Below are 13,020 nucleotides of genomic sequence, written 5' to 3'. Positions count from 1 at the left end.
TGCGAAAAAAGCCGATGCAGCCTTTGAACTGCTCATTAATATCCCGTAGTTCCTGGTTTTCACGACGCAACCGCGCAATTTCCCATGATCACATCAGCTTCATCACGGTGAATGATCTTCCCATCGCCAAGCAGCTAAGTGCCAACGACGCGATCAATCTGCCCGACAGAAGTGAAGTGAAGCGCTCCGATCTCGACTCATGCAAGATGATGCTGAGCCTTCAGTCTCGACCAGAGTCGACAATTTCGAACTTAAGAAAGTCATCGGCAACGGCAGAACGGTGCGCATCGACATGAACCGTCTCAGCGAACACACCGTCAGGGTTCTTGATGTCAGGCTCGTTTAGACTGTCGGTCGTCTCTGCCTTACTTTGGTACCGCTGGCGGCTGTGCTTCTTGTCATCAACAGACTCGCGATGGGAGTGTTCCAAGTCTTCGGCTTCGGGTCACTCTTGTGCTGAGCATGGACCTCGTTTGAGACAGCGAAGACATGGTGGGCGAAAACTCTCACCAAGGTGGCCGGGTTCGTCGCACTCGTGTCATGGGGAACCCGGAAGATCAGCAAAAAGTTCGGCTTGTTGTGACGGGCATAGGACTGAAGGTTGGGCGGGTCCAGGTCTTTACCTGGACCCGCCACTTCAACGTATAATCTTGACATGGCAAAATGCACAGCACCTATCCAAGGACACCGCACTGCAAGTGGACGAGCGAACTGCCCTGCATGTGGAAGCGGGTCATACAGCTACAACTCGTACGACCCGCCTTATATCCCAACTAGTTACGCCACTCCATCCTATCGATCCCGTGCAACCCAGACAGGAGGCTCTTCTCGAAACAGCCGTCCACGCTGGTCGTCCTCATCTTCAAGCGTAATCTATACGGCAGCCGAGGTACGAGCACTATCCCCGGTCCGTGAATCAATCGAAAAGCAAGGCGCCCAACCTGACAAGTACGACATTTTCCTGTGCCATGCGTGGGATGATCGGTGCACCACGGCAACAGACCTGTACGATGCCTTGAAGAAAGCCGGGGTATCGGTGTGGTTTAGCGAGAAAGCAGTACTTTTGGGCTCGAACCTGTTGCGCGAAATCGACAAGGGACTGTCCAAGTCTCGCGCAGGACTGGTCCTCGTCACAAAATCTTTCATCAAGAGGATCAAAAACGAAGGCATCGCAGACAAGGAACTCTCTGCCCTGCTGGCACGCGATCTACTCGTTCCAATCGTTCATGGTGTGACCTACAACGACCTGCGAGAAGAAAGCCCCCTCCTCGCATCACGAAGTGGGCTCGATACAGCCGATGACACGATGGAGAAGATCGCCACGAAAATCAGCGAGTTGGTCTCTACAGACGCGTTCTCTGACCGATGAAAGGCTCCTCGAAGCAGCAGAAAACTGCACTGCCCCTTGCCTATAAACACATCATAAAGGCTCGGTCAGAACGCACTGCCCTCAGCTAAAGAAGCCCTTGGGGAATCGTCGGGAGCGTGGTAGTGTCCCGATGAAAGCTCAGAAAAGGGTACAGCGTTGCGTACCGCCTAGATGTGGGCAAGAAAAACCTTTTCTAACCACACTACAAGTGTCTACCCAAGAGTGGGTCAAAACAAATCTTGCTCTCGGGCAGCGGTATAGGGACAAGAGCTGGGGTCACTACACAACAACCAGTAACGTTGTCTCTCAGGTAATGGCAGCGTTCCTCTCATCATTTTATCCCTGTACAATCGCGTCAAAATAGTCTTCGGGAAGCGCTTTGATATAAGCAATTCTCGCTTTGATAGCAGCCTCAAGGTTCGCCATTGAAAGCACCGGCGAAGGTTCTTCATATTCTCCACTGTTGGCTTTCGCCGTCAAAAGAGCTGCGGCGTCGTAGTTCCCCTCAGCAATCATGCGCTCGAAGAAGATTCGGTAGCGACCGATGTAGGACTCACCCTCGAAGATCGGGTCCGCCGGGAATAGCATATTGGAGGGCACACGTACGGGTCTCGTGGAGCCTGCTGCGCACTCAACGAGCATAACGAAGCCGAACCAGGGCTTCAATGCACCGAACAAGCCGCGCTCGACGGCCATCTGCGAGTCGGCGGCGAGTCCGAGAGCTTCTTCGGTCCGGTTGTTGAAATTGTTTCCGAAGGAAGGTCCGCGCTGTGACTTGAACTCCATCGCAGCAATGAGCGCACCTCGGTAGAGAACGACGAGATCCCAGTTCTTCGAGGGACGGAAGTACGTTGGCAAGTCATTGTGGCCGGTGGTGCGCACCTCAAGGTGGATGTCAGGATCACTCAGCCACAGATCGGCCACGACGGCTTGCATGAGGTCCATCTGCTTGCCACCAGTGACTGCGGCACGGTTACCAGTGTCCTTGATCCCGGAGAGTGTGCCCTGGTTCTCTTGCTGGGTCGTGAGGTGGCTCCAGTAGCCTGCTACGGCTTGCTGCCAGACGGATGGGTCGAGTGGATTAGACATTATGCCCCTTGTGTGTTCCTACAGATAACGTTCAATGGTGCCACGAGGCAGCCCGTAGGCGTCCTCAGCAGCAAAGTTGGCAGATACACGGTCCCGCGCTCTGAAGGCTGCTCTGAGACGCTCTGACACGTCCTCGGTAAGCTCACTAGGTTGAGGAACAGCGATCTTGCGTAGGTACTGCGCTTGGAATCTCAAGGTACCGCCGCGCATCTTCACTCCGTAGGCGGTGACAAACGCTTCGGCGATGCTCGACAGAAGTAATCCTCCCAGAACCTCAAGATCCCAGGTGTCGGACACTATGTAGTACAAGTTATGATGCGGGTACAACCCCCCGGGTTCGTAGACCGGCGTGATCTTCGCTTTCATATCCTGAAACAGGAGCTTCGGACGGTCAGCCACGCCAGGATACACCTTGTCAATGGTGCGGTGCCACTTACCCGGGTTCTTCTTCGCAACATAGCGCTCCCGGATCAAGGGTCTACGTTCGAGCGCGTGGGCGAACCGTGGGTAGTCGCTAAGGTGGATAAGATCCCCCCGTTCGTCCCATGGGTTGAGGAGCTGTTTAGAAGGGGGATTGAGGAACCCTTCGCGAATATCATCGGCCATAACGAGAGGTAGGAGTCTGTCGGGCTCTACGTCTTCGGTGGTGTTCATATCTACGAGATATGCCCTATCGTTACCGGTCGCCACGCCAATGGAGATGCGTGTGGTGCCATCAGATTCCAGTGTTGGGAAGTGTTCTTGGAGGTGTTCGAGCAGCTTGATGGTACTAGGTGATCCTGCAGGCCAGAAGTCGTCCGTCTCAAACCAGTTGGGACAACGCACTCCCTCCCAGCCATTCCCACTCTGAATCTCCTCATGTCCACGTGTGAAAGCGAGCACCTCGCGCGCAGACCCCTCGTTGAAGATTTCCGTGGTGGCGATGAAGGTCGCTTTGCACTGTGTCCTTCTAGCGATGACGGTGATGGCCGGATAGGCGGAGACCTCTGTCTCGAAGGCATCAACGTCGTGCATCTGCCACACCGTCTCGACGGCATATCTCGTGGAGATCAGACCACGAAGAGCCTTGCCGTAGGAGTTGTGCATCCAACGATCCGCGCAAATGTAACTCAGTCGACCATCAGGGCGCAGCACAGACAGTCCACGCTCATAGAAGCCAACATAGATGTCTGCGCGCCCTCGCATAGTTGCCCAACGTGCGCGATACGCTTTTTCCACCTCGTCATCAAGGTCTTCAGTTCGAATGTAGGGCGGGTTGCCGATCACAAAGTCGGCATCACTCGGAACTTCGTCGAGCAAAAAGTCCCCCTCGCGGAGCCAGCTCATCGCCAACAACTCAGCGTCACACTCATTGAAGCCGTGTTCAAGCAGCATAGTGTTCACCTTTGAGCGACACGTGGCGACGTGCGTTGGTTGCAAGTCCATGCCAAACACGGAGTTACGCAGCTCTTCGGGCGTGGCACCATGAAGCGCTGCCGACACAAGGAGTCGCTCGATCACCGGGATGATGAAGGCTCCCGAGCCAATGGATGGCTCGATGAGCTGGGTGCGCGCGAGATCCCGGTCAGGTGTGTATCCGATGAGGTCGAGCATGGTCTCGACGACCCATCGCCGGGTAAAAATCTCGCCATATCCAGTCTTGGTCAATACCTCAGCACTCACCATAAACTCCCTTACCCGCCAGAGTATCAACGAGGGGCCAGTATGAGGCACCGAGCTGTGTGCTTGCACGTGTCTTTAGTACACGCTCGTCAATGAGGCGGCGATCCTCTGTAATCAGCTCGGGGGTGCTCGTGGAAAGCGCCAGGGCATCTATGAAGTCCACACCTTTGGACTCATACTCCTGGAGGAGAGAAACGAGGTCGTGTGGGGAGCGAGCGAGACGGTCCAGACCCTTTACCTTCACCACTTCATCAGAGCCGTCGCACATGTAGACGCGCAGCGTTTTGAGCTGGGGGTAGTGGTTTTCCCTGCCCGAGGCGTGGTCTACGATGAGCTTGTCAACCGTGCCACCGGTCGCAATCTGCTGATCGGGGTTCTGATCGACGGAACTGATGGTCACCATCACACCTCCTGCTATCTCCGTGCGCAGCATTTGTGGTGAATTAGGTCATAGACCTAAACCGCAGAATCTTTCAAAGTCTATCAGAACATCTTTCACTATTCCACGCGAGCACACTGAAGTGTCCCAGGTTTTCCCGTCTACTGAAACGGAACAAAACCTGGGACACTTCACCCACTAACAACAAAAACAAACCCAACCCACGACACGCCGACCAGACACACATTTTGTCCCTTAACCCTTCATTTACCAAATGGCGGGAATGAGAAAGCTCCCAACCAGTAGTGGTTGGGAGCCTATTTGTGGAGCATAGGAGAATCGAACTCCTGACCTTCTGCGTGCAAGGCAGACGCTCTACCAATTGAGCTAATGCCCCATATTGTCCCATGGTGGGCCTAGCAAGAATCGAACTTGCGACCTCATCGTTATCAGCGATGCGCTCTAACCGACTGAGCTATAGGCCCAAAAAATTGGAACGAAATAGAACTATATCCGGTCGGTAAAACTTAGGCAAATCACAAGGTCAATACCCAAGACTCAACATGACGAACTTAAGTCTAGCAACTTTTAACCCGCGGTGTCTAAGCGGCCGCAAACCGTGGGGCGTCGACAAGCAAAAAATGTAAGCCTACGCCCCACGGTTCCTAATGGTTATTCCACCTCTTGACGCAAGGTAACGCGAATGCCGCCAAACAGATCAACAACCGCGTTATAGACAATCGCCATCAACGGCGCTAGGCAGGAGGAAATGATCGCAAAAATCGCACCTACCAGCAGCGACATCGACATAACTACGCCGAAGGTGATGGATTGTTCACCACCAACGCCGCCGATCACATCGTTGAATTGTCCCCATACCCCGGCGGCTTTGAGGCCGAAGTATAAAAACGCGGAGCACACCAGCCAAGCGAACAGCCCGATGATCGACAAGGCGAACCCGGTGCGAAACGCTGACATGGGTGAAATGAACTGAATGGAATACTCACGTGTTGCCATTAGCTGTCACCTTCGTTCGTGGCGGTTTCATCGATGATCTCATCGATGGTTTCCTGCTGGCTGACGGGTTTCTTCCCATCGTTACCGGCAGCAACGGCGGAGGCTTCTTCCTCGCCTTCCCCTTCAACATTACGGTCAATGGCGAGCAATTCCACCCCATCTTCCAAATTGACCAGTCGCACACCCATGGTGGCACGCGACGATGGGCGAATCTGGTTAACTTCGGTGCGAATCACACCACCGGCGGAAGTAATGGCAAAGATCTGGTCATCATTATCAACAACCAACGCGCCGATCAGTTTGCCGCGCTTCGGGTTGTACTTGAAAGTGACCACGCCAACGCCACCGCGGCCCTGAGAGGAATACTCTTCCAGGCTAGTGCGCTTGCCGTAACCGCCGCTGGTCGCAACCAGGAGGAATGCGCCTTCGCGAACGACCGTCATAGCGAGCAATTGGTCGTCGCCCCTGAACCGCATACCCTTCACGCCAGCGGTGCTGCGACCCATCGGACGCAGTTGCTCATCATCGGCCTTGAAGCGAATCGACTGGCCTTCCTCAGATACCAGGAGCAGATCGTCGTCGCCGGAGCATAGTGCGGCGCCGATGAGTTTGTCGCCCTCGTGGAGGTTGATGGCGATAAGGCCACCGGAGCGGTTGGATTCGTAATCCGACAGCCGCGATTTCTTGACTCGACCTTGGGCGGTAGCCAGAACAAGGTACGGTGCGTCCTCGTAGCTTTGGATTTGGATGACCTGGGCGATGCGTTCTTCCGGCTGGAATTCCAGCAGGTTAGCCACATGCTGGCCGCGGGCGGTGCGAGACGCCTCCGGCAGTTCGTAGGCCTTGAGCCGGTACACGCGACCGAAATTGGTGAAGAACAAAATCCAGTCGTGGGTGGAGCAGACGAAGAAGTGCCGCACGATATCGTCTTGCTTAAGCTCGGCACCACGAACGCCCTTGCCGCCGCGCCGCTGCGATTTGTACAGATCCACCTTGGTGCGCTTCGCATAGCCGGTGGAAGTGATGGTAACCACGACGTTTTCGCGGGCGATCAGGTCCTCTTCGGTCACTTCGCCGGTGGCGGCGATGATTTCGGAACGACGCTCGTCGCCGTACTTGTCGACGATTTCCTTCAGCTCATCCCGCACGATGGTGCGCTGACGTTCTGGGGTGGCGAGAATATCCTTCAAATCGGCGATGATCTCTTCAATCTCGGCCAATTCGTCGATGATCTTTTGCCGTTCCAGGGCTGCCAACCTACGCAATTGCATGGACAAAATGGCATCTGCTTGGACTTCATCGATGGCAAGCAGATCCATCAAGCCGCTGCGGGCAATGTCGACGGTTTCAGAACGCCGGATCAGGGCGATGACCTCGTCCAACATATCGAGCGCTTTGACCAAGCCGCGCAGAATATGGGCGCGCTTTTCGGCCTCGTCCAACCGGTACTGGGTACGGCGAACGATAACTTCGATCTGGTGGGCGACATAATGCCGAAGCATTTGATCCAGCCGCAGGGTACGCGGCACCCCATCAACGATGGAGAGCATATTAGCGCCGAAGCTGGTTTGCAGCTGCGAGTGCTTGTACAGGTTATTGAGCACAACCCGTGGCACTGCGTCCCGCTTGAGGGTAACAACGATGCGCAGGCCGACACGGTCGGAGGACTCGTCTTCGATCTTGGAAATACCAGCGAGTTTGCCGTCGCGCACCTGCTCGGCGATATTGGAGATCAGGTTGTCGGGGTTCACCTGGTACGGCAGCTCGGTGATGACGATAGTCTGGCGGCTGCCTTCCTCTTCAATGGAGGTAACGCCGCGCATCCGAATGGAACCGCGCCCGGTTGTGTAGGCATCTTTAATCCCTTGGGTGCCAACAATAAGACCTGCGGTGGGGAAATCGGGGCCTTTAACAAACTGCATGCACGCCTCAAGTGCGGCGGTGTCGTCTGCTTCGGGATTTTCCAATAACCAGTAGATGGCATCGGCCAATTCCCGCAGGTTATGCGGTGGAATATTGGTTGCCATACCCACCGCGATGCCGTTGGAACCGTTCATTAGCAGGTTCGGCACCCGGGCGGGCAGGATGTCCGGTTCTTGGGTTTTGCCGTCGTAGTTGGGCGAGAAATCCACGGTGTTTTCGCGGATGTCACGCACCATTTCCATCGCCAACGGGGTCAAACGACACTCGGTATAACGCATGGCGGCGGGGCCGTCGTTGCCTCGGGAACCGAAGTTACCTTGGCCGTCGACAAGCGGATAACGCATGTTCCAGTCCTGGGCCATGCGCACCAAGGTGTCATAAATGGCAGTGTCGCCGTGCGGGTGGTAGTTACCCATGGTGTCTGCCACGGGTCGAGCGGACTTCACGTAGCTACGATCCGGCCGGTAGCCGTTGTCGTACATTGCGTAGAGAATGCGGCGGTGCACGGGTTTCAAGCCGTCGCGCACCTCCGGCAATGCTCGACCGACGATGACTGACATCGCGTAGTCGATATAGGAAGTCTGCATCTCCTCGTTTAGGTCGATCGGTTTGACGCGATCGTATTCGTCTCCGGAGAAGAGATCGTCGCTCATCAAAGCGCCTTTCGTTTTTCAAAATGGTGAACGTCCCAATTCTACCCCGCCATGGCGTTGTAACCGCGTTTTCCACACACCTGCGGTATCAGATTGATACCATATCGGGTATGGCAATGACGCTACGTTTAACCGCCGAACAAGACCGGGCGCTTACGCTGCTTGCCCGCGCCCAAAATTGCAGCAAACAGGAAGCCGCGATTCGTGCGATAGTTTCCGCTGCGGCGCGCACGCTTGTCGACGACCAAATCACCCAATTGGCACAACAGATCATTCCCACCCAAGCCGCACTTTCAGCCCGAATTCGGCGCGCCCGCAGCGAAACCTAAGTAACGACAATCATGCCGACCCACACTCCCCCACCGACGTTAACCCCGGAACAAGTACTCATCATCGCCGACATTTTCTGCGAGGAACACAAGCTAACCGTGTCGAATTTTGGTGCGCTATACGCGATCGCCGCCATCACGCAGGCAGCGTTTCAGGGGGTGCGGGTTTTTGAGTCCGCAACGCAGGTGGCCGCCGCTATCGAGCACACTACGAGATTGTTAAAGCCGCTTAGCTCGAAAAACTCCGATTTCGCCCAGGCAGTCGCCGCGGTTTATAAGGCCTACGCCGCAACGGCAATCGAAGTAGCCGAATAGCAACCGACCAATGGCTGCTACCTGATACCGCTACGCGGTGCGGCGTCGACAAGCTGGCGCATGTTTCACGATCCCATCGGTCGGATTGACAGTATTACCCGGGTAACCTGCCCGGTTTTTTATATTTTTACCCCATTAATGCGTGTCTCATTGCACGAGGGTAATCACTCCTGTAACATTTGTTACTGTTGTGATTGCAGTTAATTCGAGTGAATGATGATTCATTTCACCTCGGGTTTTACAAAACTGTGGCGGAAGAATTGCAACCCAGCGATCGTGATCGTTGATTGCACCTTGATTACATTCAGGGTGAGATCAAACATTACGATCGCTTTTCTTTTATCCTCAACTATGAACCCTATTTCGACTTCAACCATCTTCTAGGAGGATGTTACATGTCAGATCTTTCCGTTCTTCTTGGCGATCAGCGCGAAACCCTAGCCGCCGAACTCGCCGGACTCGTAGAATCCGCAGTGGATTCCACCTCCGGCATCTCCGGCATGACCGTCAAGGGTCTGCTCGGAGCAGCCAAGAAAGTCAACGATAAGGTTGTTGCAAAAGCCGCCAACCGGCTGTTGCCAGAAATCCTGGAAACCCTCCAGCCACGCTGGGTGGAATACCAAGCATCGGACGTTGCCGATTTCGGCACCTTCCTCAATACCCACTCCGACGCCGTAGTCGACGACATCCTGGAAGTTTTGGACAAGAACGCCCAGAAAGTCGATAACTCCGCAGTACAAAAGGGCTACAACGCCATCCGCTCCAAGGCAGCTGGCCTGATCAAGCCGCACCTGCCCATGCTTGGCGACGTCATCGAGCGTTACATGAAGAAGGTCTAAAACTCCCGCGGAAACCACGCTGGTTTTCCTCATACCCCAACCTCTTGGGTGGTAGAGCCGAAACGAAACGGCTTCTACCACCCAAGAGGTTTTTTTAAACTGCGCGCCAATGGATTCTTGGCTGGTGCTTGACTGTTACCTAACGTCACACCGCACAATGGAGGTATGTCCGAAAACCTCATTGAAATCTCTGATCTTTATAAAAGCTTTGGGCCAGTAACCGCACTATGTGGCGTTGATTTATCCGTAAGCCCCGGCAGCGTGCATGGCTTTTTGGGACCCAATGGTGCCGGAAAATCAACAACGATCCGGTGCTTATTTGGGATGATTCGACCAGATAAGGGCACGATTCGTCTAGGTGGCCACGACCCGATGCGTAACCCCACGCAGGCAACCGTCCGGGCGGCCTACGTTCCCGGCGATGTTAACCTGTGGCCAAATCTCACCGGTGGCCAGGTAATAGAAACGTTAAGCCGGATTCGCCACAAGGCGGCGGGTACGTCGGTGCCTCACGTGGAGAAAAACCGGCAGGCCGATTTGATCGATAGGTTTGCGCTCGACCCCAATAGGAAAATCCGGGCGTATTCCAAGGGCAATCGACAAAAAGTCATTCTGGTGGCTGCACTATCCGCCGACGTCGACGTATTAGTATTAGACGAACCCACCTCGGGGCTGGATCCGCTCATCCAACAGGAATTCTTAAAGGCTGTCCGGGAACGCCGCGACGAAGGCGTGGCAGTGTTAATGTCGAGCCACATTCTTTCCGAGATCCAGGAAGTCGCCGATGTCATCAGCATCATTCGCGCCGGCGAAATCGTCGAATCTGGACCGTTAGCAAGCCTTTCGCATATGCGGGGCATGCGGATTCGGGCGGAGATGGCCACCGGAGACACATACGATCAGCTACACACCGGCGCTGAGATTAACGCGACGTTGCAGAAGCTTGTCCACCAAAATGCCACCGATATCAGTTGCTGCCCGGTCAGCCTGGAAGAGCTCTTTATGCAGCATTACCAGGTTGAATCCCCAACCGCAGCCGCCGCAACGCTGCCTAAGGATTAACCATGAGTACAACATCAAGCCGGGCAATCCCCATGACGGTGCGGTTTATGCTGCGCACCAGACTAGTTTTCTTAACGGCGTGGTTGCTGCCGCTGGGTATTTTTCTTGCCACCACCCCGTACCCGATTGACAGCTCCTACCCCGATCCGAAATCGCTACAAATAGTTGGCGATGGTATTCGCGCATCGCTTGGCATGGTGGTGATGTACGGAAAAGTACCGGATAACTTAACGGTGGCGACGTGGACCATGTGGGAAAACATGACCTGGATTCTCATTTTGGGCGCGGTCATGAGTATCTTTCAAGCCGTATACGCCACCCGAAACTTAGAAGAATCTGGAATTACAGAAATCCTCCACAGCCTTGGGCTAAGCCCCCGATCGTTAAAAACGGTGGCGGTCATCCTTTCGGTAATCACGGCCCTACTCTTCGGCTTCATGGTTTTTATTACCCTATGGTCGGCATCATTAAGCCTGTCGGGGTTTCAGTTACGATCATGTGCCTTGGCTGGTGGTTTTGCCACCTTGTTTTCCCTCACTTTCGGCCTGGTCACAATCAATTGCGGTGAAGCTTTTTCCACAGCTCGGGCAACCCGAGGTGCTGGTTTGGGTTTTCTCGCGCTAACGTTTGCCATCCGGGTTGTGGCCGACATTTTCGATATCGCGTGGCTGCGGTGGTTAAGCCCCTTTGGCTGGCGAGACGTTATCCACGCGTTTGACCGCGACACGTTATGGCCGCTGGCGGTTTTCTTCGCCGTCAATTGTGTTTTGTTGCTGCCGATTGTATTGACTCGCAGGGATCTTCATGAACAGTGGTTGCCAAGACGCGACCAGGTAACACCACGGGTTTCTGGTTTTAGTTTCTCCGGCCTATGGTGGCGGCTCCACGGTGGGCTGTTTGCATGGTGGTCGGTGGCGATCATTGCAATCGGCACCGGTTTCTATGCTTTAACTGGCGAGATGAATTCCTTGATGGATTCCTCACCACGAACCAAAGAACTGTTGTCATTAATGACCACTAACACCGATTTAGTTTCGATTTTTGCGGAATTTACCAGCCCGATTATCGGGATTTTGGTCTGCTGCATGGTGATTTCGCTCGTTGTTTCGTTTAACCAACACGAGCACCACGGACAGGTATCGTTACTGCTAAGCACCGGGCTAAGCCTGAAGAAAAATTACACATTAACCTGGGTGTTTAGCTGTATTGCGGCCGTTGTCGTAACGGTAGTGACGGGTGTCATTGCTTCCTATTGTGCAATTGCGGATTCACGGGTACCAGACTCCTCGTTTTCCATCTTGGTGTGGTCAATAATTGATCTGTTACCTGCAGCAATAGCCTGCGCCGGTATCGCTGCATTCATTATCGGCTGCTGGCGCAGACTCAGCGCTCTAGTGTGGCTTCCGCTTGCCGGGTCGGGATTAATAACGTATTTCGGCGAATTGCTCAAATTCCCGGATTGGTTGCAAAAACTCTCCGTTTTCGCATGGGCGCCGCATGCAGTCGACCATTATTACGGTGCGGCTGTGCTCATCGTCATTGGCTTTTCGACGTTTGCGCTCGGCCTTATCCGTTTCACACACCGGGATCTAGCCGAATGAGAATTTCCGAACTTGCAGAGATCGCCGACGTTAGCGTGCGCACCATCCGGCATTACCATCAGATTGGGTTAATGCCGGTTCCTGCACGCACCGGCGCGTGGCGTAATTACACCTTCGAAGACGTCGCCTTACTCATTCACATCCGAAGCATGGTGGCTGCCGGGATTCCGCTGTCCGAGATCAAGCACCAATTGGACTCCGCCAAGCTCTTAAGTTTTGAGGAGGTTTTAGCATCCATTGATGCCCAGATCGCGAAGCTGAAACGTCAGCGGAAGAAACTTCTGGAATTACAAACCCGGCGCAGCACCGCTTCTGTTACTTCGCCGGATCCCATCGCCGGGTATTACGACGAAATCGAGGCGGCGCTTATTGCCCGGGGTGCTCATAAATCACTAGCGATGGTGCGACAAAAACGAAAGCTTTCGGAAGTATTCTTCGAGCTAGGGCTCTTCCGCGACGAATTCAACGACTCCACCCGTCGCGTCAGTGCCGACCGGTTGGCCGATTTCTGCATCAAACTGGAAAAGCTTTTCGGCTCCGAATGGACCATGGCGGACTGCGAAGAATTAACGGATGAAACCCTACAACTGCGGGACGAAATCATGCCGTTCGACGATCGGATGCGAAAACTCACCAGCACGCTGGTGCGCAGCCCGATCGTCGAAAAGCTCACCCGTGCCGCCTATCCGGAACCGGGAATGCAAGCGTATATTTCGCTCTGTTTTTCTCGGCTGCGCACCATAGACGACGCTACGTAAAACGCCACCTAGCTGGGAAAGCCA

Annotated in this window: 12 protein-coding genes, 2 tRNA genes and 1 pseudogene; 8 read left to right on the top strand and 7 right to left on the bottom strand. The window is 54.5% G+C overall.

Translation table 11 applies throughout. The annotated features are described in order from the left end of the window. Positions 1 to 296, top strand: a pseudogene (locus tag Q4D85_RS07625) (hypothetical protein); the annotation flags it as partial. A 359-nt stretch (positions 297 to 655) separates the two neighbouring features. Further along, positions 656 to 1,369 carry a toll/interleukin-1 receptor domain-containing protein gene (locus Q4D85_RS07620; RefSeq protein ID WP_303199420.1) on the top strand — a complete coding sequence of 238 codons (714 nt, stop codon included), beginning with the start codon at positions 656 to 658 and terminating at the stop codon, positions 1,367 to 1,369. Between the two features lie 336 nt (positions 1,370 to 1,705). Here the strand turns inward: Q4D85_RS07620 and Q4D85_RS07615 are convergent, their stop codons facing one another. From Q4D85_RS07615 to gyrA, 7 genes are all read right to left on the bottom strand, one after another. Next, positions 1,706 to 2,458, bottom strand: a complete 753-nt coding sequence (locus Q4D85_RS07615) for a PaeR7I family type II restriction endonuclease (protein ID WP_303199418.1) — start codon at positions 2,456 to 2,458, stop codon at positions 1,706 to 1,708. Positions 2,459 to 2,476: 18 nt separating this feature from the next. Beyond that, a complete protein-coding gene (locus Q4D85_RS07610) occupies positions 2,477 to 4,123 on the bottom strand; it encodes an N-6 DNA methylase (protein WP_303199417.1) in 1,647 nt (548 codons plus the stop codon). Then, on the bottom strand, positions 4,110 to 4,523 hold the full coding sequence (locus Q4D85_RS07605; protein ID WP_303199416.1) for a recombinase family protein: 414 nt from the start codon (positions 4,521 to 4,523) through the stop codon (positions 4,110 to 4,112). Before Q4D85_RS07605 ends, Q4D85_RS07610 begins: the two co-directional genes overlap by 14 nt. A 300-nt stretch (positions 4,524 to 4,823) precedes the next feature. Beyond that, positions 4,824 to 4,896 (bottom strand) — tRNA-Ala (locus tag Q4D85_RS07600). An 11-nt stretch (positions 4,897 to 4,907) separates the two neighbouring features. Then, positions 4,908 to 4,984: transfer RNA gene (locus tag Q4D85_RS07595), tRNA-Ile, on the bottom strand. Positions 4,985 to 5,171: 187 nt separating this feature from the next. Then, entirely contained in the window at positions 5,172 to 5,516 is a 345-nt protein-coding gene (locus Q4D85_RS07590; RefSeq protein ID WP_047260809.1) for a DUF3566 domain-containing protein, read from the bottom strand. Continuing rightward, a complete protein-coding gene (gene gyrA / locus Q4D85_RS07585; RefSeq protein WP_303199413.1) occupies positions 5,516 to 8,092 on the bottom strand; it encodes a DNA gyrase subunit A in 2,577 nt (858 codons plus the stop codon). The genes Q4D85_RS07590 and gyrA overlap by 1 nt, the downstream gene beginning before the upstream one ends. A 110-nt stretch (positions 8,093 to 8,202) precedes the next feature. Between gyrA and Q4D85_RS07580 the strand changes: the two genes are divergently transcribed. From Q4D85_RS07580 to Q4D85_RS07555, 6 genes are all read left to right on the top strand, one after another. Then, positions 8,203 to 8,421 (top strand): CopG family transcriptional regulator, encoded by a 219-nt coding sequence (locus Q4D85_RS07580; protein WP_303199411.1) that lies wholly within the window; start codon positions 8,203 to 8,205, stop codon positions 8,419 to 8,421. A gap of 12 nt (positions 8,422 to 8,433) precedes the next feature. Next, positions 8,434 to 8,736 carry a TetR family transcriptional regulator gene (locus Q4D85_RS07575; protein WP_303199409.1) on the top strand — a complete coding sequence of 101 codons (303 nt, stop codon included), beginning with the start codon at positions 8,434 to 8,436 and terminating at the stop codon, positions 8,734 to 8,736. Between the two features lie 395 nt (positions 8,737 to 9,131). Beyond that, positions 9,132 to 9,575 carry a hypothetical protein gene (locus Q4D85_RS07570; protein ID WP_303199406.1) on the top strand — a complete coding sequence of 148 codons (444 nt, stop codon included), beginning with the start codon at positions 9,132 to 9,134 and terminating at the stop codon, positions 9,573 to 9,575. A 165-nt stretch (positions 9,576 to 9,740) separates the two neighbouring features. Next, positions 9,741 to 10,637 carry an ABC transporter ATP-binding protein gene (locus Q4D85_RS07565; protein WP_303199404.1) on the top strand — a complete coding sequence of 299 codons (897 nt, stop codon included), beginning with the start codon at positions 9,741 to 9,743 and terminating at the stop codon, positions 10,635 to 10,637. A 2-nt stretch (positions 10,638 to 10,639) separates the two neighbouring features. Beyond that, a complete protein-coding gene (locus Q4D85_RS07560; protein WP_303199402.1) occupies positions 10,640 to 12,238 on the top strand; it encodes a hypothetical protein in 1,599 nt (532 codons plus the stop codon). Continuing rightward, positions 12,235 to 12,996 (top strand): MerR family transcriptional regulator, encoded by a 762-nt coding sequence (locus Q4D85_RS07555; RefSeq protein WP_303199401.1) that lies wholly within the window; start codon positions 12,235 to 12,237, stop codon positions 12,994 to 12,996. The genes Q4D85_RS07560 and Q4D85_RS07555 overlap by 4 nt, the downstream gene beginning before the upstream one ends. The last annotated feature ends 24 nt before the right edge of the window (positions 12,997 to 13,020 follow it).

The organism is Corynebacterium sp., assembly GCF_030532965.1.
In the GTDB taxonomy this organism is placed as follows: Bacteria; Actinomycetota; Actinomycetes; order Mycobacteriales; family Mycobacteriaceae; genus Corynebacterium.
The sequence above is the reverse complement of the archived record's forward strand: the minus strand, read 5'-3'. Positions and strand labels throughout refer to the sequence as shown.